Consider the following 25,320-nt stretch of genomic DNA (forward strand, 5'->3'; position numbering starts at 1 on the left):
TCGCTGGTGCATTTCGCTGACGAGCGTTCAGTCCGCTGCCACCCAGTTGCCGTGGAAGCCGTCCGGAATGCGGTGGCCGAGCTGCACCAGAGCGATCGGACCGGCGGCGATGTCGGAGGCGTTGAAGACGGCGAGGTCGCTGCGGTTCTCGCAGCCGCGCCACACCACCGCGAGCAGCCAGCCGTCGGCTTCGCCTGAGTCCTTACTGCGCGGCACGAACACCGGCTCGCCGATGGTGTCGCCGATCGGCAGGAAGTAGCGCGCGCGGCGCTCGCCGTCGCCGCCGACATGCACCAGGCCGGACAGCACGTCGGGCGCTTCCGGATTCATGCAGGCGTACCAGCCGTGGCGGCTGCGCAGGCCGGCGCGGCGCTCGTCGATCCGCGGAAATTCTCCGTTGATGTCGTCGAGGTAGGTGCGCTGGAAGTTGTCGCTGCGGCCGGCAAGGTCGAACGTCCAGCGGCACAGCCGCGCGCGGGATTTATCCGGATCGAGCGACCTGCCGTCGGTGTCGGTGAAGAACGGCGGCGCTTCCGACTGCATCACGTCGGCGATGATCGTGTTGCCCTCGTCCCAGGCGTTCATGACGTGGAACACGAAGCACGGCTCGGCGCGGAACCAGCGGAGGTCGCGGACGCTGCCGCTGCGCGGCATCACGCCGACATACGAGCCCTTGCGCGGCTCCCAGGCATAAGGCGGCTTGCCGCGCACCGCGCGCCAGATGCTGCCGGTGAGCGGCAGGATCGGAAACAGCACGTGCTTTGCGGTGACGATGAAGTCGTGCACCATCGCCGAATACGGCGCCTTGAAACGCTCCAGCCGAGTCAGCCGGCCAGAGGCATCGATCGCGCCGTGCATCATGCCGCGGCCGAGCGGTCGGCCGACATTGTAGCCGAAGAACAGCATCTCGCCGGTGACCGGATCGATCTTCGGATGCGCCGTGAACGGCCCCTGCAGCGCGCCGCCATAGTCGCAATAGCCGCGGGTCTCCAGCGTCTCGCGTTCGATCTGCATCGGCAGATGCGCTTCTTCCAGCGCCAGCAGCCGTCCGGCGTGATACACCACGTTGGTGTTGGCGACGTTGCCGTCGCGCGGCGTCGAGGCCGGCGCATCCTTCAGCCGCATATTGAATTCGCCGTACAGCGGCCGTCCGGCGGCATGCTCGGCCAGCCATTTCGGCGTCCGCACCCAGCGATTGCGATACGACGCGCGGCCGTTTTCGAGATGAAATGCGTGCAGCATGCCGTCGCCGAAGAACCAGTGCGCATTCGGCGCGACGAATTGCGGGTTGGCGCCGTTGCGATATAGCGTGCCGTTCAGCTCGCGCGGCAGTTCGCCCTTGATGGTGAGGAACGGCGCGTCGCACTCCATCGGAATCGGCGCGATATTGTCCCAGGTCTGGGGTACGCCTCTCACCTGCAGCATGTCGTCGGCCTCCTCGTCGTCGCCGCAAGTTATTAGTCGAGTGGAAGCAGCCGTCCAAACGGCTGCACCGCGTGGGCATGCTCCTGCGGCACCGCCCAGATCACCGGCCAGCGCGGCTTGAACTCCGCCGGGCCCTCGAGATCGGTCAGCACCACGGTAATATCGGGCTTGTGCCGGTCGGCCTCGGCGAGCAGCGGCGTGAAATTGGTGCCGCCGCCGCCGGCAAATTCGATCTCGCTGAGCACGAAGCGGCGTCCGGGCTCGAAGAACTCGACCTGCCGCACCCGCTCGTCGCCGATGATCAGCACTAGGCCGGCCTCCTGGCGCCGGATGATGGTTTCGATCTCGGTGGCGAAGCGCTGCATCAGCTGATCGTCGATCGAGCCGGAAACGTCGATGATCAGCGCCAGCCGCGGCTCGTTCTTGGTCGGGCTGAAGCCCGGTTCGAACGGCATCCGGTGATTGCCGGCGCGGCCCTGGTTGGCGATGTAGGAGCGCGTCGGGCGCGACCAGGTCAGCGCCGGCTTGCGGGCAAGGCCGCGCGCGAGCTGCACCCGCAACACCTGCGCCCACGGCGTGCGGCTGTGCGGCAGATCGGCGATCAGCGCGCGCAGCATCGAGAAAGCGCCATCGCCGGCATGGCCGCGCAGGATGCGCTCGCTCCATTCGCGCGCCAGCTCGGCCTCGTGTTCGGGGGCTGACTGAGCTTCCGGGTTCGGCACCAGGTCGCGCGCGCCGCCGGCGCCAAGCGCCCGCACCTTGGCCGAACGGGCGCCGTCGCTACGCTGGGCGGTCTCACTCTCCGACGTACCGGATTGGGATTGGGCCTGATCCTTGCCGCCGGAGCCCGACGAGTCCGCCTTGGAGCCTTGCTGCGATTGCTGGCGGGATTGCTGCTTGCCGCTGGTGCCGTCGTCGCGGTCGTCGATCGCCCGGTACAGCTTCTCGACGTCCCATTCGAGCAGCGCCGATTCCGGCTGCTGCTCGCGGCCGAGTGCCTTGAACACGATCTGCTCCAGCATCACCGCGTTGTCCGGCAGATGCAGCCAGCTCAGATGTGCCAGCGTGGTGTTGACGATGGCGTCGGCGCAGATGTTGAACAGTTCGAGGTCGACGTCGCCTTGTGTACGTTGCAGCTCGACGAAACGCTGCGAGTGGCGCAGCGCGATGTGCAATACCTCGTGCGCAACCAGTCCGACCTGGTCGGGCAGGGGCAACCGATCGAACGCCGCGCTGTAGTACACGGTTGTGCCGTCGGTCACCGCGGCTGGCGTCTCAGCCGGTGTCTCGTCCGGCAGATCGCGATGTTGCACCCATAGCGCCAGTCCGCCGGTCGATGGCGCGAACTCCACCATGCGCTGGATCGCGCGCGTGCCGCGGTGGCAGTAGAGCGCGCCCGGATCAGGCATCGGCGGCTTCCAATTGCCGGCGGTCGGCGTAGCGGGCATAGGCCGGGCTGTCGAGGATCGCGGCCTCGAGACCGTTCTCCAGCCCGCGCTGCATCAATAGCTCCATCGCCAGCGTCTGTGCTTCGCGGATCGGCAGCGGCACGGTGCTGCGGATGTCCGGCAGTTGCTCGATGATCTCGAGCGCCCGCGCCAGGGTGTCCTTGTCGGCGCTGGCGGCGAGCAGCCCGTACAGCATGCCGTACAGCGCATCGAGCGACTTCGGCAGCAGCGCCGCGGTCTCCGGGCCTGGGCGCGCCGCGAGCAGCTTCAGCACGTCGGTGCCAGCCTGGATCTCGCGCAGCACGCCGAAGAACTCCGCGGCGTTTGCGGCGCCGATTCGGCCCTGCACGAACAGCCGCTTGGCGTGGTCGGACAAGCCCGACTTCAGCACGTTGGAGATGTCCTCCCAGCCGCGCGGGCTGGCGCCGATCAGGTGGTCGCCGGCGAGCTGCGCCTGGGTGTCGTCAAGCTTGTCGGGACGGATCTTCAGATACGCCATGACTTCGGGCGCGAAGTCGTGGGTGATGGCGTGGCTGAGGAAGGCGTCGATCGCAGTCTGGACGTTGAAGTGGAACATACGGTCGGCGAGCGCGGTGCCCATGTCGTGGCTGATCGCGCCGTGGAAGCTGGCATTGCCGGCGGCGACCACCTGCCAACCATCGGGTAGGTGATAATTGCCGACGCGGCGATCGAGGATGAGCGAATAGGCCGAAATCTGCAGCCGCTGATCGGCGGCGGTGAGTTCGTCGAGAAACAGTACGCCTTCGGGCTGGTCGCGCGACGGCAGGAACTCCGGCGGAAACCACACCGTCTTGGCCAGGTTCTCGTCTGCATAGATCGCGCCGCGAATGTCGACCGGCTCGATCGTGGTGAGCCGGAGATCGATCAGCGGCACCCGATAATGCGCAGCGACCTGGCGGACGATCGACGACTTGCCGACGCCGCGCGTGCCCCACAGCATCGACGCCCTCCGCCGCAGCGTCGGGTCGGCGTATTGCTCGATCAGCGCGGCCTTGGCGGCGGCGATCGAGACCGGGGGGATGTTCATCGGGTTGCCGTGCATCGATCGTGTCCTCGCTCGTCAGGTCGTCTGTGCATCCATCTGTGACGGGGCCGCCTCGGCTTCCGGCAGCCACGTCGCCTTCCAGCGCCGCGGCAGCGGCGGAATTTCCAGCGAGGGTGTCTCGCGCATCCCGAACGCGCCGAACATCAACAGCGGCGGCGCGCCCATGAGCAGCAAGTTGAAGATCGAGTCCTGCGGCACGTCGATCAGCGTCAGGCTGGCGGCGCCGGCGATCAGGCCGCCGAAAAACAGCGCCGGGATTGCGCGGCGGAAGGTCACCGTCCAGCGCGCACCGCGCAGCTTCTCGTAGTAAGCCGCCGGCGGCCGCGTCAGCGTGCGGGCGAGATGCGCCACCGTCTTTTCCAGCGCGGCTTCGACGCGCCGGCTCAGCTCCGGCTCCTGGCCGCGCACCTTGATCTTGCCGGTGAAGCCGGCCTTGCTTTTGCGCAGCGGCGACCACGCCCAACCGATCACGGCGAGCAGATCTTCGGGCAGTGCCACACCTGGCGTGCTTGGCGTGACGTCGATCTCGGCCGGATAACCGCGCACCAGCGCCCCGCGCAACAATACGCGGAACCCCGCAATCACCGCCTCCCCGCGTAGCAGCACGCGTTGTGCCGCATCGCCTCCGGCGTGCCGCGTGCTCACCGGGGTGAGGCGATAGCTCAGCGCGACCAGGGCGCCTTCGACGCTGCGGAACTGCTGCTGGGGCAGGACCTGCTCGATTCGCTGCAGCAGGATGTCGGGATCGTCGCCCTGGGTTTCGAGCGTCGCGGTCAGGCCGTCTTCCAGCGTCAGCGTGCGGATGACCTGATGCAGGCCGGGGCGGGGATTGTCGAGTTGTAGCAGCTCGGTCGCGTTGACGCCGCCGCGGCCGGCTTCATCATGCATGACCGGCTTGAACAGCAGCCGCCGCGCGAGGCGATCGCTGGCGGCGAGGTCGACCTGATAGCCGCGGCGGGTGAACGGCTGCACAAGCCCGAGGATCTCGTGATGGGTGAACGGAGGGACCGGCGTGGTCTCAATGCTGCCTGCCGATCCGGTCAGAAGCTGTGCGTAGTTCATTACCGTCAGCAACCTCCGCAAGTGAAGCCGAGGCGGCGCAGCCTTGAGGTCGGCTGCGCCGCGATTCACGCGTCCAAATCAATCGCGTCAGGTCTAGTTTCTTCAACTGCGAAGCGAAGGCAACTCACGCTATTGTTGATCGTGCATGGTTGCTGGAGTTGCCTCGGACATTCGCAGAGCCATTACGCCGATTGCACCAGCGTCGGCTTGCCGACCTCGCTCGGCTGCACCTTCGTCAGGAACTGATCGTACGAAGATACCACCTGATCCAGTACCTCGAAGTGCGGGAACGCGCCGGTGTCGAATTGCACGATGGTCCAGTTCGAGCGGCCGGCGACGCGGCTCTTGTGGCGATAGTCGACGAAGTCGCCGCGCACGCCGTGCGCCATCCACACCGGCAGCCGGAGCTGCTCGTAGACGTGCAGGATGTCGGTGCTGAACATGAAGCCGGCCACGAAGTAGTACGGCGCATGGCGGGCGCCGGGCTGATGCGTGGTGGCGTAGTCGTAATCCACCATCGGCTCGTCGATGTCCTTCGAGCCCCAGGCCTTCTCCAGGAACTTGCGGATCACCGGCCGCGCGGTGAGCATCTTGAAGAAGCCGCGGTCCCACAGCTTGACGCGCAGCACGTCGATAATCCAGGAGCGGCCGCGGGTGCCGGGCGTGCGCTCGTCGCGAGCCCGGCCTTCGAAGCCCGTCGGGCTGATGAAGCCGAGCGAGCGAAATGCCTGCGGCGTCTCGGTCGCCGCGCGGGCCAGGAACTCGCTCGCCAGCGACAGCGCGAGCGCGTCGATCGGCTGCTCGCCATGGATGCGGCGGATCTGTTCAACCGCGGCGTGGACCGCGTCGGTCATCATTCGCGCGGTGTATTCGCGGTCGTCGCGATCGGATTGGCCGAAGCCGGGCAGGTCGATCGCGTACACCGGTCGCTGCTTCGCGTAGTAATCGTACAGCGGCCTGACTTCGTAAGCGGAGCCGGCGGCGTTGATGCTGTGGATCAGCAGCAGCGGCGTGGTGCTGCCATTCGGCTGCGCGTCGCCCGCCGCGTAGATCGCAAACCGGCCGACCACGCTGGTGATATCGGTGCGCGCACCCGCCACCGGATTGGCGAGACCCGTCCGCGCATGATGCTGCTTGATGCTACCTGTATTGATTGCTTGCCCGCTGAGCGACGGCATCTGCGACCTCTCTTGCATTTTGAGCGAACCGTCGAGCCAATCGCGTCAAACCGGGAAGGTTCCAATTCGCGCGCGCTTCACGCTGCTTCAAAGCAAGAATGGTATCTGCATACATTGGCGCGCGCGCGAAAATCGACTCGTGCGTGCATGATAGTCCCGCTGCTGACTGGTGCGATCACGAGGGACACCGTCAGCGCGAATTGACGTCAGTGATGGCGATGAGTTGTTAGTTCGGCGCGACGAACGGTTGTCCATTCGGCTTGACACGAATGCCCGGCCGTAGCCGCTGCCACGGCAGCGCCGCGGTATCGGCCGGCATCGCGCCGGGCGCAGCGCAGATCAGCAACCGTTCCGCGATCGGCTGAAAGTCGGCGCGGAAATGCACCGAGCTTTTCACCACCAGGATCGCCTGCGCGGTCGGCTCGATGCCGACGTAGCGATACATCGCCTGGTCGGCGAGCTGCGCCTTGTGCGATGCGACCACCACGCGCACACCGCCGATCCGCAGGCAGGCGGACGGGCCCATCTCCATCTCGCGTCCGCCGAAATACGGACCGGGTGCGACGAAGCGGCCATCGGACAGCTGCTCGACGACGAAGATCTCTTCGAACGGCGCGTCGCCGGGAATCCCCGACTTTCCGCCGAGCGCCAGCGAGAGGACCGCGCCGACGCCGGCGGCATGCGCGGCCTTCGCAGCGTCCGGATCGTAGATCACGCCGATCGCGGCGCGCTGTGCGTTGTTGCGCACCAAGGCGCGGAGCATGCCGGTGGTGTCGGAATCGCCGCCGGCGCCGGGATTGTCCTGGGTGTCGGCAATGATGATCGGCTTGGCGGCGGTGCGCGCCAATTCGATCGCATGCTTCACGCCCTCGTCGGGCGAATAGATCTTGCCGTCGAAATCGTCCTCGTGACCGGCCACGAGCGCGGCCACCGCATCCGCTGCCGCATCGGCATCAGCCTGGGTGCGCCCATAGGCGAACACCGACGGTGCGCAGTCCGGAAAATCGGCGGCCGGAAAGCCCGGCGCAAACGACAGCGTCGGCACCGCTTCGCTCTCCAGCGCGGCGAGCTTGTCGTAGATGCCTTTGGTCGGCTGATCGAACGTGCACTGCCACGAGATCGGAATCAGGAACGGCAGTTGTCGGAACGCCTTGGCGAACTTCTGACCGCTGCGCAGCAGCAGCTCCAGATGCTTGGCCGAAGCACGGCCGGTGTCGGCCATATCGACATGCGGATAGGTGCGATAGGCGATCAGCGCGTCGGCGTGTTCAATCATCCGCGGCGTGACGTTGGCGTGCAGATCGATGCTGACCACTAGTGGCAGGTCGGGACCGATCACCTCGCGCACCCGCGCCAGGATCTCGCCTTCGCCGTCGTCGAGATGTTCGGTGACCATCGCGCCGTGCAGGTCGAGATACACTGCGTCGAGTTGTCCGGCCGCCTTGATGCCGTCGATCATGATTTTGACGACGCGCTCGAACGCATCCTCGGTGACATGCGCTGATGGGCTGGCGCCGCAGGCGACGGTCGGGATCAGCTCCCAGCCTTTGGCGTCGGCCTCTTCGACGAAGCCGGCAAGGCCGACATTGATGCCGCGCATCACCTTGAGCACGTCGGCGCCGATCGTCATCGCCGGCCACCCGCCGCCATGCACGAACGCCTCCCAAGTCGCCTTGGTGGGTGCAAAGGTGTTGGTCTCGTGCAGGAAGCCACCGACGGCGATGCGGGTCATGGTTGTTGTTCTCTTGCTGCGTCATTGCGGGGCGCGCGAAGCGCGAACCCGGAATCCCGACATTGTTAGGAAGGAGATTCCGGGTTCGCGAGCTTGCGCTCGCGCCCCGGAATGACTGGGAGGGATGTTTCAGCTCACCGCTGCCTGCGGAGCCTCGTGGACGGGACGGAAGTTGGCGAAGTCCCAATGCCGGCCGGGAGCGGCTTCGAGCAGTTGGCGGGTATAGGCTTGCTTGGGGTGGGTCAGCACTTCGCCGGCCGGCCCTTGTTCGACGACGCGGCCTTTCTCCATCACCGCGACATCGTCGCAGATCTGCGCTGCGACGCGCAGGTCGTGGGTGATGAACAGCAGCGCGATGCCGAGCCGGGTCTGAATTTCGTCGAGCAGATTCAGCACCTGCGCCTGCACCGAGACGTCGAGCGCCGACACCGCCTCGTCGGCGACCAGGACGTCAGGATCGAGCGCCAGCGCGCGGGCGATCGCGATGCGCTGGCGCTGGCCGCCGGAGAACTGATGGGGAAAGCGCGAGATCGCATCCGCCGGCAGATGCACCAGCTCGAGCAGTTGCCGCGCCTTGGCGAGCGCCTGCGCCCGCGGCACGCCGTAATTGATCGGCCCTTCCGCAATGCTCTCACCGACGCTGACGCGCGGATTGAGCGAGCGGTACGGGTCCTGGAATACGATCTGGATTTTCTTGCGGTGTGGCCGCAGCAAGCGGCGCGACAGGTCGGAGATCTCGCGGCCGGCCAGCCGGATGCCGCCCGAGGTCGGATCGATCAGCCGAACGATGCAGCGTGCCACGGTGGATTTGCCCGAGCCGCTTTCGCCGACGATGCCGAGGGTGCGTCCCTTGTGCAGCGTTAGCGTCACGTCCTGTGCCGCGACTACCTCGCGCTGGCGGCCGAGCAGCGAACGCTCGCGATACACCTTGCCGAGCTCGTTGGCCTCCAGCACCACCGGCGTCTTGGCGACGCCGCGCGGCGGCCGCGGCACCAGACTCGGCACCGCCGACAACAGGTTGCGGGTGTAGTCCATCTGCGGACGGCGCAGCACCGTCTCGAGTGGGCCGGTCTCCACCAGCCGGCCTTGCCGCATCACCGCGACGCGATCGGCGATCTCGGCCACCACGCCCATGTCGTGGGTGATGAACAGCACCGCGGTGCCATGCGCCTGCTGCAGCTCGCGGATCAGCGTCAGGATCTGCTTCTGGGTGGTGACGTCGAGCGCTGTGGTGGGCTCGTCGGCGATCAGCAGCTTGGGCTCGAGTACCAGCGCCATCGCGATCATGATGCGTTGGCGCTGACCGCCCGACAGCCGGTGCGGATAGGATGCGAAGATCCGTTCGACATCCGGCAGCCGTACCTGCTGCATCATGTCGAGGATGCGACGGCGGCGCTCGCGGGCGGGCAGGTCGGTGTGGAAGCGCAGCACCTCGTCGATCTGCTTGCCGACTGGCACTACCGGATTCAGCGCCGTCATCGGCTCCTGGAAGATCATCGCCATCCGCGACGCGCGAAGCTGCCGCAGCCGCCGCTCGCTGGCGGCCAGCACGTTCTCGCCGGCGAGCCGGATCTCGCCGCCGGACGCATGCAGCGCGCCCTTCGGCAGCAGCCCCATGGTGGCGAGGGACGTCACCGATTTGCCCGAGCCGCTTTCGCCGACCAGGCACATCGTCTCGCCGGCCCGCACGGTGAGCGAGATGCCGTCGATCACCTTGTCGCCGTCATTGCTGCGGCCGAGGCGAACGACGAGGTTGTCGATTTCGAGGACGTTGTCGGTCATCGGGATGCCTCCACGTCACTGCTTCGTCGATTCGCGTTCCGTAATGACGGACTAAGCTTTGAACCGGCTGTCATCGCGAACCCTCGCGCTGTTTCATCCGCGGGTCGAGCGCGTCGCGGGCGGCGTCGCCGATCAGGTTGACGGACAGGATCGCGATCGACAGCAACAGGCCCGGCCAGAAGATCAGCATCGGCTTGATCTGAAAGTAGGCGCGGCCCTCGGCCATGATGTTGCCCCAGGTCGGCGTCTCCGGGCTGATGCCGGCGCCGAGGAACGACAGGATCGCTTCGGTGAGGATCGCCGAGGCGGCGATGTAGGTGCCCTGTACGATCAGCGGTGCTACCGTGTTGGGCATCAGGTGCCGCGCCATGATCTTCGGCAGGCTGGAGCCCAGCGAGATCGCAGCTTCGACATAGGGCTCCTCGCGCGCCGTGAGCACCACCGAGCGCACCAGCCGGGCAACGCGCGGGATCTCCGGGATGGTGATGGCGATCAGCACCGTGGTCAGGCTGGCACCGGACAGCGACACCACGGCGATCGCCAGCAGCACGCTGGGGATCGCCATCAGGCCGTCCATTACCCGCATCATCACCGCGTCGACCCAGCGGAAGAAGCCGGCGACCAGGCCGATGACGAGGCCGATCGCGATCGCGACGATCGCCGAGCCGACACCGATCAGCAGCGACACCCGGCCGCCATAGATAATCCGCGACAGCAGATCGCGGCCATAGGCGTCGGTGCCGAGCAGGAATTCGGCGCTCGGCGGCTTGAGCCGCAGCGCCGGTGCAAGCTTCACCGGATCGTGCGGTGCCAGCCACGGCGCGAAGATCGCCATCAGCACGACCAGCGTCAGGCAGATGGTGGCGACGGCGATAATCGGCGTCGACAGCAGGAAGCCGAGCCGCGGACGCATAGGACGCGGCACCGGAAGGGTCGGTTCGGACATGGTATCGATCGCCATGGTGCGCGCGCCCTCAGTACCGGATACGGGGATCGAGCAGCGTGTAGGCCAGATCGATCAACAGATTGACCGCGACATAGATGCCGCTGGTCAGCAGGATCATGCCCTGGATCACTGGGTAGTCGCGCGCCAGCACCGCATCGACGGTGAGGCGGCCGATGCCGGGCAGGTTGAACACGCTCTCGGTGACGACGACGCCGGATATCAACAGCGCAAAGCCAGTGCCGATCACGGTGATCACCGGTACCGCTGCATTGCGTAGCGCGTGGCGCAGCAGCACGCGGCTCTCGGTGATGCCCTTGGCGCGCGCGGTGCGGACATAGTCCTCGCCGAGCACGTCGAGCATCGCCGCCCGCGTCATTCGCGCGATTAGCGCGATGTAGATGAAGGACAGCGTCAGCGTCGGCAGCACCAGCCGCTCGGCGAACGGGCCGAAGCCGCGCGCCATCGGGCGGAAGCCCTGCACCGGCAGCCAGCGCAGCTCGATCGCGAAGATCTGGATCAGCACATAGCCGATCACGAACACCGGCACCGAGAAGCCGATCACCGACAGGCCCATCACGAAGCGGTCGACCCAGGTGCCGTGTTTCCACGCGGCGACGACGCCGAGCGGAACCGCGACGATGACCGACAGGACGATGGTCGACAGCGCCACTGTGATGGTCGGCTCGATGCGCTGGCCGATCATCTGCAGCACCGGCACCTGCGAGATCAGCGAGACGCCGAGGTCGCCGTGCAGCAGCCGTCCGACCCAGGTGAAGAACTGCACGTAGAGCGGCTCGTTGAGCCCGAGCGACGTCCGGATGCGCATCAATTGTTCAGGGGTGGCGCTGTCGCCGGCAATGATCGCGGCGGGATCGCCTGGTGTCAGGCGCAGCAGCAGGAACACGAACAGTGCGACCACACCCATCACCGGGATGGCCGCCAGCAAACGACGGATCAGATAGCCGAGCATCGGCGCTCCATCATGGATTTGGATCGACGATTAGCGAAACTTATCCCGAAGATGCGGTTCGTCATCATCACCTGCGCTTGAAGCCGTCGAAATCACCCTCGGAGTTCAGCAAGTCCCGTGCCAGGGCTGCCAGCCGGTGCGATCAGATTTGCACAGGTCAGCGCTCACCCCAGCGTTGCGAGCAATCCCGCCATCAGCCGGCCGCGCTCGGCGAGGCTGTCGATCTCGATGTGCTCGTTCAGCGTGTGCGCATCGGCACCGCGCACGCCGAGACCATCGAGTGTGGGAATGCCCATCGCGCCGGTGAAGTTGCCGTCGGAGCCGCCGCCGGCGCTGCCGTGCGGCAGGCCGACGCCGAGCTGTGCAGCGACCGCGCGCGCCTTGTCGTACAGTGCCAGGGTGCCGGCATCCGGCTCCCACACCGGTCGGGTCACGCCGCGCGTCACGTTGAAGGTGACGTCGCTGCTGCTGCCTTGCAGCGCCAGCATACGTTCAACGCCGCGGTCGAGATCTGCCTGGCGCTTGGCCATGCTCAGCGCTTCGCCGGTGCAGGTGGTGGCGACGCAGTTCACCCATTTGCCGCCGTGGACGATACCGACGCTGAAGGTGCAATCTTCCGTGGTCATCGCGTCGATCGCCAGAATCTGCTTGGCCATTTCCCGTATGGCGGAACGTCCCGAAGACAACGTCGCGCCGGAGTGGCTCGGCTTGCCGATCGCCTCCAGGTTGAATCGCGCGATTGCGTAGCGGCCGGTGACGACGCCGTTGTCGGGGCGTCCGGGCTCCGGCACCAGCACGTATTTGTTGCGTGCCGCTTCGGCTTCGATGATGTCACGGGTCGACGGCGTACCGACTTCTTCGTCCGGCGTGAACAGGATGGTGATCGGCAGCGGCGTCGTGAACGAGGCGCGGGCGAGCTGCTTGATGGCTTCCAGCGTCAGGTAGTTGCCGCCCTTCATGTCGAAGATGCCGGGGCCGAACGCCTTGTTGCCTTCGCGGCGGAACGGCAGCTTTGCCAGCGTTCCGACCGGATGCACGGTGTCGAGATGACCGGCGATCAGGATGCCGGGTTCGCCTTGCTTGGGATGCGGAAAGCGCGCGCGCACGCAGCCGGCGAAGCCCTGGCGACCGGCGATGCGCTCGATTGTCGCGCCCATGATCGCCATCTCCCGCGCTGCGAGATCGAGCATGCGCTCCACCGCGGCGGTGTCCCAGGTCGGGCTCTCACATTCAACCCAGGCGCGCAGGCCTTGCAACATCGTATCGGAATCGAATGGGAGATTTGCTGGGTTCATTGCGCACTCTCTGTTGGTGGCATTACGAGACTGATTACCGGCGGCTTTGTAAAGCGAAAGATTTCGCCGCCGACTACGCGGCCGAACGCCGGCAGCGGCGAGCCGGATGATTGACGCTTGGCACACTTGGTGCAAGTCTCGATTATCAGGATGTGGCAATGCGCTGATCGCGTGACGCCGCGCCCGGAGACTTACTGCCCTGCACAAGCAATCATCTGTGACTGATCAGTTTCAAGTCAGGAGAAATCGAATGTTCCATCCACCGCGTTGGATGCGCTCGGCCGTCGCGTCGAAATTCGCTGTGCCGGCGTTCGCGCTCGCGGCATCGATGACGCTGCCGGCGGCCGTCGATGCCAAGACGATCCGCGCCGTCATGCATTCCGACCTGCGTATCATCGATCCCGGCCTGACCACCGCCTACATTACCCGTGACCATGGCTACATGGTTTACGACACGCTGCTGGCGATGGACTCCAAGTTCAAGGTCCAGCCGCAGATGGCGGACTACAAAGTCTCAGACGACAAGCTGACTTACACCTTCACGTTGCGTGACGGACTGAAGTGGCACGATGGCACGCCGGTCACCGCGGAGGACTGCGTCGCCTCGCTGAAGCGCTGGGGCCAGAAGGACGGCATGGGCCAGAAGCTGATGCAGTTCACCGCCAGCCTCGAAGCCACCGATCCGAAGACCATCACGCTGAAGCTGAAGGAGCCCTACGCCCTGGTGCTGGAGTCGATCGGCAAGCCGTCGTCACTGGTGCCGTTCATGATGCCGAAGCGGATCGCCGAGACGCCGGCCGACAAACCGATCCCCGAGCAGATCGGCTCAGGCCCGTTCAAATTCGTGGCGTCCGAGTTCCAGCCCGGCGTCAAGGCGGTGTACGTCAAGAACCCCGACTACATTCCGCGCAAGGAAGCGCCGGACTGGACCTCGGGCGGCAAGATGGTGAAGGTCGATCGCGTCGAGTGGATCACCATGCCGGACGCACAGACCGCGGTGAACGCGCTGCAGTCGGGTGACATCGACTTCATCGAAAATCCGTCGTTCGACCTGCTGCCGGTGCTGGCGCAGGACAAGGAGCTGACGATCGATACGCTGAGCCCGCTCGGCTTCCAGACCCTCGGCCGGATGAACTTCCTGCATCCGCCGTTCGACAATCCCAAGGTTCGTCGCGCGGCCTTCCTGGCGATGAGCCAGAAGCCAGTGCTCGACGCGCTGGTCGGCAATCCCAAGTACTACAAGGTGTGTGGCGCTGTATTCGGTTGCGGCACGCCGCTCGAGACCGACGTTGGCTCCGAGACGCTGGTCAAGGGCAACGGTATGGCCGAGGCCAAGAAGCTGCTCGCGGAGTCCGGCTATGACGGCACGCCGATCGCCTTGATGGCGCCGGGCGACGTCGTCACCCTGAAAGCGCAGCCGATCGTTGCTGCGCAGCTGCTGCGTGACGCCGGATTCAAGGTCGACGTTCAGGCCACCGATTGGCAGACCGTGGTGTCGCGCCGCGCCAGCCAGAAGCCGCCGAGCGAAGGCGGCTGGAACATGTTCTTCACCAACTGGGCCGGTCCCGACATTCTCAATCCGGTCGCCAACGTCTCGGTCGGCGGTCAGGGCAAGAAGGGCGGCTGGTTCGGCTGGGCAGAAGACGCCAAGGTCGAGGAGCTCCGCGACAAGTTCGTCCGCGCCAACTCGCCGGACGAGCAAAAGAAGATCGCCGAAGAGATCCAGAAGGAAGTCTACGACCAGGTGATCTACATCCCGCTCGGCCAGTACACCGCGCCGAGCGTGTGGCGCAAGGAACTCACCGGCGTCGTCTACGGCCCGGCAACTCCGGTGTTCTGGAACATCGACAAGCAGGGCGACTGAGCGGTCGCCTCGCCCGGATCATTCATCAAGATCATCATCGCGCCGTCCTGCGTCCAGCAGGGCGGCGCGTTGCCGTTCAGAGCTGGCACAGCTCGCGGAGGATCGTCAGGCATCCGCTTGATGACTGATCGACATCATCCAGATTGTGGCGCGCGCCATGCCGGCCTACGCGTTCTTCAGAAAGGGCGCGAGAAAATGTGGGCAGTAAAATTCAAAGGCTTTCATGAGCTGTTCAATTGACGATTAGTTTCGTTATGGCTGGGCTCGCTCCGGCCATCCACGCCTTGCTGGCTGTTTCCGGTCAAAGACGTGGATGCACGGCACAAGGCCGAGCATGACGGGTTGAAGCGAAAAGAGCTTGATTTCATTGCCCGCATTTGCAGTCAGGCTCAGGATGAAGACGTCGTTAGGCCCCTTGGCAGGGGCCAGATCCGCGCCAATCAATCGACCAAGCGCTCTACCTCCGAACAACAAAAAGCCCGGCGCGAAGCCGGGCTCGATTGGCAGGGTGCTGTCCCGATATCGATCGGGCGCGCCTCTCGATCACTTGCGGGCGCAGGCGACCTTGATGGCGCTGGCGCTCGGGCTGCACTTCGCCGTCACCGAGCCGTCCTTGACCGTGAGCTGGTCGGCGAGCTTGGCAGCGCCGCCGTTGACGCAATAGGCCGAGGTGAGGGTCTCATTGGCGGCGCAGGTCACCGGGCAGCCGTCCGAGGCGCAGCTGGTCGAGGTGACATTACGCACCGCGGCGATCGCCGCCGGGGCCGCAGCAGCGGCCTGCTTGTCGGCGGCGGGGGCCTTGGTGGCAGGCGCGGGCGCCGGAGCAGCCTTTGCCACCGGAGCGGGCGCAGCGGCCTCGGGGGCCGGCGTCGCAGCGGTTTCGACCGCAGCCGGGGCGGCGCTGGTTTCCACGGCGGCCGGGCGGGCATAGTAGCCGCTCGCCGACACCAGATAGACGAACAGGGCCGCGACCACGACCGCCCCGATCATGATCAGGGTCGTCGTCGGCAGCGCGCGGACGCGATCGATCGTCGAGCGAATCGAAGTGACGAAGGAAGCGGCATCGAACGAACCGCCACGGGAACGCATATCGTCGAAGGTGAGATACGCTGCGATCACGAAGCCACCACCGAACAACATGAGTATCAGCAGTGGACCGAGCGCGGAGAGATACTCCATGTTACGTCTTTCCATTCAGGGCAGGCCGGCGCGAGGTGTATAGGTTTCGCCTGCCGCAAGCTGCATTGTCGAAAATCAAATGAACACGCATATGCAACGGTGCGTTGAGGTATGTCAAAACCGTTGAGGCGCCGTCGGTCGAGGTGTAGCACGGCGGGGGGCGTGACGTCATCGCGGCAGAAAGCGTCGCAATTTGTTAGGGTTGACGATTAATACCTCGTCATTTGCCGAGTGCGGACAGGCTTTCCCTATGGTCGAATGTCCAATGTCGGTACGGCCTGTCGGCTCTGCGTCGATCGACCGCGATTGATGCCCTATCTGCGGCTTTCCGAAGCTGAGCGCACAGCGGAATATGGCGGTTGCTTGACGGAGATTCGCAAAACCAGCTGTGACGCGGCAAAGCCGTCCCGCGTAGATCGCGCATCAGACCGCCATATACGCCGCATATCATTCGATAGCCCGCAACGTTCGAAGAGATTCCCATGAAGGCAGCAGACGTGATGACCACCGCCATCGTGACGGTGCAGCCCGACACGCCCGTCCACGCCATCGCCGAGACGCTGCTCAAACACGGCATCAGCGCGGTGCCGGTGATCGACGGCGCCGGGGTGCCGCTCGGCATCGTCAGCGAGGGCGACCTGATGCCGCGCGCCGATAGCGACCGCGAGGCGCGTCACGATTGGTGGCTGCAGATGCTGTCGGAAGGCGAGGCGGTGCATCCCGACTACGTCCGATTCCTGAAGTCCGATACCCGCACCGCCAAGGATGTCATGGTCGGTCCGGTGGTGACGGTCGAAGAAACCACGGCGCTCGCCGACATCGCCGACCTGTTGGTCGAAAAGCGGATCAAGCGGGTGCCGGTGGTGCGCGCTGGCCACATCGTCGGCATCGTCAGCCGCGCCGACCTGCTCAAGACCATGACTGGGCTCAATCACACCGGAGCTGATCCCGTGCACGACGATCCGAACGCCTGGCCGACACCGTCCGACAAGCTTGCGGCACTGAGCCGTCCCGTCGCGCCGCCGGCTCCGCCGCCGCATGATCCGGCGGCTGACGATCTCTCCGCCTCGGCGTTCCGCGAGCTGGGGCTCGAGCACGAGCATGAAGAAGACGAGAAGCGAAAACATGCCAAGGAGCTGGCGGACGAGAAGCATCACCGTCTCGCCAGCGACATGCTGGCCTCCCATCTGACCGACGAGACCTGGCAGAAGCTGCTGCGCAACGCACGATCCGCCGCCAAGAAGGGCGAGCAGGAAAGCCTGCTGTTGCGGTTTCCGGCAGAGCTGTGCACTGATCACGGCCGCGCCGTGAATGCGCCCGATCCGGAATGGCCGTCCACGCTGCGCGGCATGGCCGCCGACATTTATTTACGGTGGAAGTCGGAGCTGCGCCCGCACGGCTTCGTGCTGCAGGCCCGCGTGGTCGATTTCCCCGACGGCATCCCGGGCGACATCGGCCTGTTCCTGACCTGGGGTAAGAGCGAAGCGGAGCATCACTGAGGCGCCGTTCGTTCGCCTTGCTCTTCACACTCTCGGCGGGGACGCGTAGCGCTCTCAGATCTTGAGGTTGCGGTACACCGAGACCTCGCGCTCGCGCGCGAGCCGGGCGTCGTCGCCGGCGCGGATGCCGCGCCAGCCGTCGAAGAACACCACGATGGTGGTGATCAGTCCGGTGATCTTGCCGACCAGGAATCCAAACGGGAAGATCAGTCGCTCTGCAGGCAGAATGAATTGCGAGCCGAGGAAGATGATCACCGCGTTGGCGAAGTACGCGGTGCGGTACAGAGTCTGCTCTTTCCAGGCGCTACGCGCATAGGGCCTGGAGCTCTTCTTCACCGCCTTGTTGTAGCGGGGGTTGCGCAGCAGCCCGAGCAGCCGGCGCTTCTTCGGCAATTGCCGCGGGCCGGCGAGTAGCGCCCGATAATTCTCGCGCATCTGAAAATGCGCGATCAGCGCCAGGAGCAGGTTGAGCGCGACCAGCACCGCCTTCAATTCCCACACCGACAGCAAGAGCTGTGCGGCGAGGTCGACGAAGATCAGATGCGTCGCCGCGTTCAGCACGAAGGCCGAACGGTGGAACGCGGCGCGGTTGATGTTGGCGACCTTCTCGTCGATGAACGCGGCGCCCGGCTTAGTCTCGCCGAGCTGCAGCAGGACGGTGCGCTGCGCTTCTGTCAGGTCCCAGCTCTTGCCGAGTTCGGCGATCGTCACCGCCGGCGTGCCGCGTTTGATCCGGAACGTCGCCTTGGCCGACCATTCGGACACCCGCGTCAGCCAGCGCCGCGTCACCGCGAAGCGTGAGGTGCTGGTCGCCGCCTCGACGAGGGGGTGGGGATCTGGCTGCATCGTGTCCTTCAGCGCGGCTCGATCGCCGTCAATCGCCGAAAAGTGGGTCCTCCGCAAGCTTGGCGGCGGCCTTGGCGGCAGCCTTCATCTGCTGTCTGATCTCGGCATCATCAAGGTCGGCGAGCTGCCGGGCGGCGTCGGGGTCGAGCTTGTCCTTGGCGCGGCGGTTAAATTTGCCGGCGAGTTTGCGGTGCACGGCGACGTCGTTGAGGGCGCCGAGCGCGTCGAGCAGCTTCTTCAGGTGCTTCCGGAACCGCTCCAGCCGCTTGCCGGCCCTGCCGTCGAACAGGCTTTCGAAGAAGCCGATCGCGTAGTTCAGCTTTTTGGCGGCGATCCGGACCCGATGCCGCTCCTCGTCATCGAGCTGCTCCAGCTTCTCCAGGCGCTTGTTGAGCTTGCGGGCGCGGCGGGCCAGCACCTGTTCGGCGAATGCGACCGCCGACGGGCGGTCCGCGCCGTCCGCTGCCTTGGTCCATTCGCCCGCCTCGATCCAGCACTTGAGATCGTTCAACAGCTTGCGGAAGCGCTGCAGCTCGACGGTGGCGCTGGCGCTGTCGAACGCGGCACCGCGGTCCGAGCCGAGCCGCTTCAGGAACGCCGGTGAGCCGGTGCCGAGCTGAGCGCTCTTTATTTTAACTTCCAGGAGGTGCAGGTCGCGTGCCGGAGCCAGCCGTCCGGCCAGCCACTTCAGCTCGCGCTTCATCCGCTGGGTGTCGCGGCCGTCGATCAGCTCGCCGAACACCGAAATCGCAGCCCGCATCCGCCGCAAGCCGATCCGCATCTGGTGAACGCCGGTCGGATCGCGCCGCCGCACCTTGGGTTGCTGCGCGGCGATCAAGCGTAGCAATTCGGTCGCAATTGCCCGAAATGCCTCGCCGCTGCCGGCGTCTTGCGACAGAACGATGTCATGGGCCTGGCCGGAGCTCGGCTTGGCCGCAGGTTTCTTGAGAACTCGACGCATTGTGTCCCACGCGGGCGAAAGAAGCTGACCGCCCGCGGTATCCTAGCAGATTTACGCGCCGATGACGCCGCGTCGCGGCGAGGCCGAGGGGTGCTAAATCCGCGCACCGCGATAGCGGTCGGTCAGGCCCGCTTTAGAACTTCCAGCGGGTAGCCGATCAGCTTGGCCACCGCATACGCAATGCCCATGCCGATCAGCGCCGCGACCGCCTGACCGCCGTAGTACCAAGCGGCCGACGGCGGGAAGGGCATCAATTGCGTCGCAAGATCAAGGCACCACAGGATCGCGCCGACACCGACGCCCATCACGATGACCAGCTGGATGCGCTGTACCGCCGCTTCGATCCGTGCCATCCGCGCTTCGACGTGCTTGTCCGGTCCGCGCTCCGGCGCCGGTTTGCTCGGAGCCGGGGTGTTCTGGACGCTGTCCGGAGCCGTCGTCGTCATGCCGCCCTCACTATTCGTCTAAAGTCCAACTATGCGCGCGATCGCCGTCGCAATCCGCTCTTGCGTAGCAGTAATCGTCGCTGCACTGCACAGAATTGACTCAGCACAAAAGCGCTGCCGCAAACGTGGACGCGTAGTGATCATGCTGATCGATAACTGTCGGGTCCGTTGACTTAGCGCAAATACGATCGAAGGTAAATTTGGGAAAGAGAGCCCCTTTACAGTAGTTCTAATCGCCGCAGCGGCGTGCGCTTGGGGGGAGCTCGTGATGCATACACCTTGGCAAGCCGCCACCGCTCTAAAGGCCGAAAGTAAAGAGCTTCGCCCGCTCACCGGTAACGAGGCGATCGCGCGGGCCGCCTGGGAGGCCGGTGTGCGTGTCGCCGCTGCTTATCCTGGTACGCCCAGCACTGAAGTTCTTGAGAATCTTGCGACCTATCCGGTCGAGGATCTGCACGCGCAGTGGTCGACCAACGAGAAGGTCGCGCTCGACGTTGCGATGGGCGCGTCGTTCGCAGGCAGCCGTGCGCTGTGCGCGATGAAGCATGTCGGCCTCAACGTGGCGGCCGACGCGTTCATGACCGCGACTTATATCGGCGTGAATGGCGGCCTGGTGCTGATCGTCTGCGACGACCCCGGTATTCACTCCTCGCAGAATGAACAGGACAGCCGGATCTACGGCCAGCTCGCCAATATCCCGGTGCTGGAGCCGAGCGACGCGCAGGAAGCTTACGACTTCACCAAGCTGGCGTTCGAGATCTCCGAGCAGTTCGATACGCCGGTGATTGTGCGCAGCACCACGCGTTTGTCCCACACCCGCAGCACGGTGTCGGTGGGCGAGCGCGTCGAAGTGCCGGCGCGCGTCTTCCTGGAGCGGCCGTCGAAGAACGTGATGATCCCGGCGCATGCCCGCGGCCGTCATCTGTTCGTGCTCGAGCGCGAAACCAAGCTGAAGGACTATCTCGCCACCGCGGACATCACCCGGATCGAGAGGGGCGATACCAAGTTCGGCGTCATCACCGCCGGCACATGCTATCCTTATCTCCGCGAAGTGCTGCCGAACGCCACCGTGCTGAAGCTCGGCGCCTCTTGGCCGTTGCCCGACACGCTGCTGCGCGAATTCTGCGCCTCGGTCGAGCAGGTGTTCGTGGTCGAGGAGCTCGAACCAATCATCGAGAAAGAGGTCGCCTCGCTCGGCATCAAGGTCGAGGGCAAGCGGCTGTTTCCGCGTGCCGGCGAGTTCTCGCCTGAAGTTGTCCGCGCCGGCTTCGTTCAGGCTGGCCTGTTGCCGGCGCCGCCGTCCTACAACGCATGGGTGCCGGAGCCGGTGGTGCGTCCGCCGGTGCTGTGCGCCGGCTGCCCACATACGTCGAGCTTCATGGCGGTGCGCGCCTCCGGCGCCCGCGTCGCCGGCGACATCGGCTGCTACACGCTGGCAGTGCTCGATCCGCTGCGCGGCATCGACACCTGCGTCGCGATGGGCTCCTCGATCGGCAATGCCATCGGCATGGCGAAGGCCGGGGAGACCAAGCCGGTGGTGGCTACTATCGGCGACTCCACCTTCCTTCACGCCGGCCTGCCGGCGCTGATCGACGCGGTCTACAACCAGGCCAATATCGCAGTGGTGCTGCTCGACAACCACATCACGGCGATGACCGGCGGTCAGGAGCATCCCGGCACGGGCAAGACGTTGCGCGGCGAACCCGCGCCGCAGGTCGACTACGAGGCGCTGATCAAGGCTTGCGGCGTCAAATGGGTGAAGAAGGTCGACTCCTACGATCTCGCCGCCACCCATCAGGCGCTCCGCGAGGCAATCAACTATCGCGGCGTCGCGGTGCTGATCTCGAACCGGCCGTGCGTGCTTGATCCGATCAAGATCAAGGGGCCGCCGCTGGAAGTCATCACAAGCCAGTGCACCGCCTGCCAGTCCTGCATGAATCTCGGCTGCCCCGCTCTGACTTGGAGCGACGAGTGGTTCGAGGGGCGGCACCGGGTGAAGATCGATCCGGCGCTGTGCATCGGCTGCACGCTGTGCGCCCAGGTCTGCACCATCGACTGCATCAAGATCGCGAGCCCGGCGGTGACGCAATGAACGAGCAGAGCAACATCGCAGTGAATGCGGACAGCGAGCCGGTGGCGTTCAACGCGGCGCTGGCGGAGCCTACTAACGTGCTGATCGTCGGCGTCGGCGGCCAGGGCGTGATCATGGTGTCCAAGGTGCTTGCGTCGCTGGCGCAGGCGCACGGCTACGAGGTCAAGCAAAGCGAAGTGCACGGCATGGCCAAGCGTGGCGGCACCGTGTTCAGCCACGTCCGGTTCGGGCCGCGGGTGTGGTCGCCGACCATTGCCAAGGGTGAGGCCGACGTGCTGATCGCGCTGGAGTGGGCCGAGGGGCTGCGCTGGCTGCCGCATCTGAAACGCGACACCGGCGTGTTCATCTGCGACACCAAGCGGATCGTGCCGCCGTTCGCCTGCCTCAGCCGCCGTCCCGGCGCGCCGATGCGCTACTCGACCGAGACCGCCGAACAAGTCGCGGCCTACGTATCCGAAGCCTACGCGATCGACGCCACCAAGATGGCGGAGGAGCTCGGCAACGAGCGCGCCGCCAACGTCGTGTTGCTCGGTGCGCTGTCGACCGTGCTCGAATTCGCGCTGCCGGAATGGGAAAAGACCGTCACCGCCTTCGTGCCGAAGAAGACGATCGCGGTGAATTCGGCCGCGTTCGAACTCGGCCGTAACTGGATTGCGGACGCCAAGAGCGAGACGCCGTCCGCCGATGCCGCGCCTGCAGCGGCACCGGCGCATACGCCATATCAGCCGCGGCTCGAGATCACCGATGCCTGGTGCAAGAGCTGCGAGATCTGCGTCAAGCTGTGTCCCGAGCGCTGCCTGAAGCTCAATGCCGACCGCGTCGTCGAACTGGTGGCGCCGGAGAAATGCACCGGCTGCCGGCTGTGCGAATGGCTGTGCCCGGACTTCGCGATCCGCGTCCATCTCGACACCGAAGCGCCCGCGATGGAGGCCGCGCAATGAACGCGCCGGATCGTCACGTCCCCAAAGCCGCCGCTGCCAAGCTGCTGTCCGGCAACGCCGCCTGTGCCCAGGGCGCAATCGACGCCGGCTGCAAGTTCTTCGCCGGCTATCCGATCACCCCGTCGTCGGAAATCGCCGAGCGGCTGTCGACCATGCTGCCGGCCGCCGGTGGCGTGTTCATCCAGATGGAAGACGAAATCGCCGCAATGGCCGCGGTGGTCGGTGCCTCGATGGGCGGCGTCAAATCGTTGACCGCGACCTCCGGTCCCGGCTTCTCGCTGAAGCAGGAGAACATCGGTTACGCCGCCGGCGCCGAGATTCCCTGTGTGATCGTCAACGTGATGCGCGGGGGGCCGTCGACCGGCATGCCGACGCGGCCGTCGCAGGCTGACATTTACCAGACCCGCTACGGCAGCCACGGCGACTATCCGATGATCGTGCTGGCGCCGGCCTCGGCACGCGAGATCTACGACGAGACTATTCGCGCCTTCGATCTTGCCGAGCTGTGCCGCACGCCGGTGATCCTGCTGTACGACCAAGTGATCGCGCAGTCGTCCGAGACCGTGGCGCTCGGTGGCCGCACGTCGGTGCACGCGACCCGCAAATGGGCGAGCGGCCCGCGCGAGGCTTACAAGCCATACGCGGCCGATGCCGATCTGGTGCCGCCGATGCCGCGTCCGGGTGACGGCTATCGCACCCACACCACCGGCCTGACGCATAGCGAGACCGGCTTCCCGAGCCAGGACCCGGAGACGGTGACGCGGAATCTCGGCCGGCTCTATGCCAAGCTCGACCGCCATCGCGATCTGATCGACAGCTACGAAGCCGTGCGCTGCGAAGACGCCGAGGTGGTGATCGTTGCGATCGGCATCAGCGCCCGTGCGGCTCGCCGCGCGGTCGATGCCTGCCGCGCCGAAGGCAAGAAGGTCGGGCTGTTCCGCCCGATCACGCTGTGGCCGTTCCCGGAGATCGCGCTGCGCGAGGCGACCCGGAACGCCAAGGCGATCCTGGTGCCGGAACTCAATATCGGCCAGCTGCGGCTCGAGATCGAGCGTCAGCTTCGCGACCGCCGCGTCGAAGGCCTGCATCTGATCAGCGGTGAACCGATTACGCCGGCGCAGATCGCAGCCGCTGCTACCAAGCTCGCTTCGGAGGTCTGAGATGTTCCGCGACGCGCCGCATTTCGACGTCCGCGATTATCTTCGCAAGGAGATGATGCCGCACTTTCTCTGCCCGGGCTGCGGCCACGGCATGGCGCTGCGCGCGCTGCTGTGGGCGATCCACGAGCTGAATATCGACCGCGACAAGCTCGCGGTGGTGTCTGGCATCGGCTGTGCCGGACGGCTATCGGCTTATATCGACGCCAATACCTTCCACACTACGCACGGCCGCCCGCTGGCCTATGCGACCGGCCTCGCGCTGGCCCGGCCCGACCTGCACGTCGTGGTGATCTCCGGCGACGGCGACTGTCTGGCGATCGGCGGCAATCATCTGATCCACGCCTGCCGCCGCAATCTCAAGCTCACCTGCCTGATGCTCAACAACGAGATCTACGGCATGACCGGCGGTCAGGTGTCGCCGACTACGTCGGAGACGCGGCTGACCACCACCACGCCGCATGGTAATTCCGAGCCGAGTTTCGACGCCTGCGCGCTGGCGACGGCCGCCGGTGCGGGCTTCGTCGGACGCGAAGTCACCCGGCACGTGCCGAAGCTGAAAGAGCTGATCAAGGCCGGCCTGCAGCATCCGGGCTTTGCTTTCGTCGAAGTGGTGTCGGACTGCACCGAAGTCTACGGCCGCAAGAACGACATGGGCTCTTCCGCCGAGATGGTGCTGCGGCAGAAGAGCGAGATGCGCCCGAGCGCGTATCGCGACAGCGTCGATGAGCCGTTCCGTTCGACCGATCTGCCGACCGGCATTCTGGCCCAGAGCAACCGGCCGGAATACGGCGCGGCGCTGCGTGCCGCCGCCGCAGCGCGTGCCGCCAAGTGACGGGGAAACCAGCTATGTCGACATCCCGCATCGAACTACGCTTCGGCGGCACCGGCGGCCAGGGCCTGCTGCTCAGCGCCAAGCTGCTCGCCGACGCACTGGCGCTGGAAGGCCGTCACGTCGCGCAGTCACAGACTTATGAGCCGACCTCGCGCGGCGGCTTCTGCAATGCCGACCTCGTCGTCGCCCATGGCGAGGTCGATTATCCGCTGCCGATCGAATTCGACCATCTGGTGCTGCTCGACAAGATCGCCATCAAGCCGTCCTGGCCGAAGCTCAAGGCCGGCGCGCTGGTGATCTCCGACGTCCGGCTGTGCCCCGAACTGCCGGAGGGCGGACGTTTCAAGCGCTACCCGCTGCCGCTCAGCCGCACCGCGATCGAACTCGGCAGCGAACGCGTCACCAACATCGTGGCGCTGGGCGTGCTGATCGAACTGTCCGGCATCTGCAAGCATAAATCGGTCGAGCAGGTGGTGCGCGCGTCCTCGCCGCGTGGCTTCCTCGATCTCAACATGGACGCGCTGGCCGCCGGCTACGCGCTGGCCAAGGCGCCTGCCGTCGCGGCGGCCTCCTGATTTCTGACAAAGGATTGCTTC

At 65.7% G+C, this 25,320-nt stretch carries 21 protein-coding genes; 7 read left to right on the forward strand and 14 right to left on the reverse strand.

Annotation, left to right across the window (positions count from 1 at the left end):
- Positions 1-27: 27 nt before the first annotated feature.
- From VRZ08_RS10580 to VRZ08_RS10625, 10 genes are all read right to left on the reverse strand, one after another.
- On the reverse strand, positions 28-1,425 hold the full coding sequence (locus VRZ08_RS10580; protein WP_414532511.1) for a carotenoid oxygenase family protein: 1,398 nt from the start codon (positions 1,423-1,425) through the stop codon (positions 28-30).
- Between the two features lie 32 nt (positions 1,426-1,457).
- Positions 1,458-2,834: a DUF2201 family putative metallopeptidase gene (locus VRZ08_RS10585; protein WP_414532512.1), complete on the reverse strand. Its 1,377-nt coding sequence runs from the start codon at positions 2,832-2,834 to the stop codon at positions 1,458-1,460.
- Entirely contained in the window at positions 2,827-3,936 is a 1,110-nt protein-coding gene (locus VRZ08_RS10590; protein WP_164571709.1) for an AAA family ATPase, read from the reverse strand. Before VRZ08_RS10590 ends, VRZ08_RS10585 begins: the two co-directional genes overlap by 8 nt.
- 18 nt (positions 3,937-3,954) lie before the next feature.
- Entirely contained in the window at positions 3,955-5,001 is a 1,047-nt protein-coding gene (locus tag VRZ08_RS10595) for a hypothetical protein (protein ID WP_414532513.1), read from the reverse strand.
- A 182-nt stretch (positions 5,002-5,183) separates the two neighbouring features.
- Positions 5,184-6,179, reverse strand: a complete 996-nt coding sequence (locus tag VRZ08_RS10600; protein ID WP_414532514.1) for an alpha/beta fold hydrolase — start codon at positions 6,177-6,179, stop codon at positions 5,184-5,186.
- 226 nt (positions 6,180-6,405) lie between these two features.
- Entirely contained in the window at positions 6,406-7,911 is a 1,506-nt protein-coding gene (locus VRZ08_RS10605; RefSeq protein ID WP_414532515.1) for a M81 family metallopeptidase, read from the reverse strand.
- A gap of 129 nt (positions 7,912-8,040) precedes the next feature.
- On the reverse strand, positions 8,041-9,693 hold the full coding sequence (locus VRZ08_RS10610) for an ABC transporter ATP-binding protein (RefSeq protein ID WP_107354557.1): 1,653 nt from the start codon (positions 9,691-9,693) through the stop codon (positions 8,041-8,043).
- Between the two features lie 70 nt (positions 9,694-9,763).
- Positions 9,764-10,654, reverse strand: coding sequence for an ABC transporter permease (locus tag VRZ08_RS10615; protein ID WP_107343363.1), 891 nt, complete (start codon positions 10,652-10,654; stop codon positions 9,764-9,766).
- A gap of 13 nt (positions 10,655-10,667) precedes the next feature.
- Positions 10,668-11,609: an ABC transporter permease gene (locus VRZ08_RS10620; RefSeq protein WP_107343364.1), complete on the reverse strand. Its 942-nt coding sequence runs from the start codon at positions 11,607-11,609 to the stop codon at positions 10,668-10,670.
- 164 nt (positions 11,610-11,773) lie between these two features.
- Entirely contained in the window at positions 11,774-12,904 is a 1,131-nt protein-coding gene (locus VRZ08_RS10625; protein WP_414532516.1) for a M20/M25/M40 family metallo-hydrolase, read from the reverse strand.
- Positions 12,905-13,154: 250 nt separating this feature from the next.
- On the opposite strand from VRZ08_RS10625, the gene VRZ08_RS10630 reads away from it, so the two are divergent.
- On the forward strand, positions 13,155-14,768 hold the full coding sequence (locus VRZ08_RS10630; RefSeq protein WP_408017837.1) for an ABC transporter substrate-binding protein: 1,614 nt from the start codon (positions 13,155-13,157) through the stop codon (positions 14,766-14,768).
- Positions 14,769-15,311: 543 nt separating this feature from the next.
- Here VRZ08_RS10630 and VRZ08_RS10635 read toward each other — a convergent pair.
- Positions 15,312-15,947 (reverse strand): hypothetical protein, encoded by a 636-nt coding sequence (locus tag VRZ08_RS10635; protein ID WP_414532517.1) that lies wholly within the window; start codon positions 15,945-15,947, stop codon positions 15,312-15,314.
- Between the two features lie 482 nt (positions 15,948-16,429).
- Between VRZ08_RS10635 and VRZ08_RS10640 the strand changes: the two genes are divergently transcribed.
- Positions 16,430-17,446, forward strand: coding sequence for a CBS domain-containing protein (locus VRZ08_RS10640; protein ID WP_107354562.1), 1,017 nt, complete (start codon positions 16,430-16,432; stop codon positions 17,444-17,446).
- Between the two features lie 54 nt (positions 17,447-17,500).
- Here the strand turns inward: VRZ08_RS10640 and VRZ08_RS10645 are convergent, their stop codons facing one another.
- The 3 genes from VRZ08_RS10645 to VRZ08_RS10655 form a co-directional block, all read right to left on the reverse strand.
- A complete protein-coding gene (locus VRZ08_RS10645; RefSeq protein WP_107343372.1) occupies positions 17,501-18,292 on the reverse strand; it encodes a hypothetical protein in 792 nt (263 codons plus the stop codon).
- A 28-nt stretch (positions 18,293-18,320) separates the two neighbouring features.
- Positions 18,321-19,253 carry a CHAD domain-containing protein gene (locus VRZ08_RS10650; RefSeq protein ID WP_414532518.1) on the reverse strand — a complete coding sequence of 311 codons (933 nt, stop codon included), beginning with the start codon at positions 19,251-19,253 and terminating at the stop codon, positions 18,321-18,323.
- 122 nt (positions 19,254-19,375) lie between these two features.
- Positions 19,376-19,699 carry a hypothetical protein gene (locus VRZ08_RS10655; protein ID WP_107354564.1) on the reverse strand — a complete coding sequence of 108 codons (324 nt, stop codon included), beginning with the start codon at positions 19,697-19,699 and terminating at the stop codon, positions 19,376-19,378.
- Between the two features lie 268 nt (positions 19,700-19,967).
- Here VRZ08_RS10655 and iorA point away from each other — a divergent pair, with 268 nt between their 5' ends.
- From iorA to VRZ08_RS10680, 5 genes are read left to right on the forward strand one after another with little or no spacing between them, the layout of a single operon-like run.
- Positions 19,968-21,791: an indolepyruvate ferredoxin oxidoreductase subunit alpha gene (gene iorA / locus VRZ08_RS10660; protein WP_107354565.1), complete on the forward strand. Its 1,824-nt coding sequence runs from the start codon at positions 19,968-19,970 to the stop codon at positions 21,789-21,791.
- The gene (locus tag VRZ08_RS10665; protein WP_107354566.1) at positions 21,788-22,732 is read left to right on the forward strand and encodes a 2-oxoacid:acceptor oxidoreductase family protein; all 945 of its coding nucleotides are present in this window, start codon (positions 21,788-21,790) and stop codon (positions 22,730-22,732) included. The genes iorA and VRZ08_RS10665 overlap by 4 nt, the downstream gene beginning before the upstream one ends.
- Positions 22,729-23,892 carry a 2-oxoacid:acceptor oxidoreductase subunit alpha gene (locus tag VRZ08_RS10670; RefSeq protein WP_414532519.1) on the forward strand — a complete coding sequence of 388 codons (1,164 nt, stop codon included), beginning with the start codon at positions 22,729-22,731 and terminating at the stop codon, positions 23,890-23,892. Before VRZ08_RS10665 ends, VRZ08_RS10670 begins: the two co-directional genes overlap by 4 nt.
- A gap of 1 nt (position 23,893) precedes the next feature.
- Positions 23,894-24,724 carry a thiamine pyrophosphate-dependent enzyme gene (locus VRZ08_RS10675; RefSeq protein WP_414532520.1) on the forward strand — a complete coding sequence of 277 codons (831 nt, stop codon included), beginning with the start codon at positions 23,894-23,896 and terminating at the stop codon, positions 24,722-24,724.
- A gap of 14 nt (positions 24,725-24,738) precedes the next feature.
- A complete protein-coding gene (locus tag VRZ08_RS10680) occupies positions 24,739-25,299 on the forward strand; it encodes a 2-oxoacid:acceptor oxidoreductase family protein (RefSeq protein ID WP_107343379.1) in 561 nt (186 codons plus the stop codon).
- The last annotated feature ends 21 nt before the right edge of the window (positions 25,300-25,320 follow it).

The organism is Rhodopseudomonas sp. G2_2311 (assembly GCF_047501505.1).
Lineage (GTDB): Bacteria > Pseudomonadota > Alphaproteobacteria > Rhizobiales > Xanthobacteraceae > Rhodopseudomonas > Rhodopseudomonas palustris_H.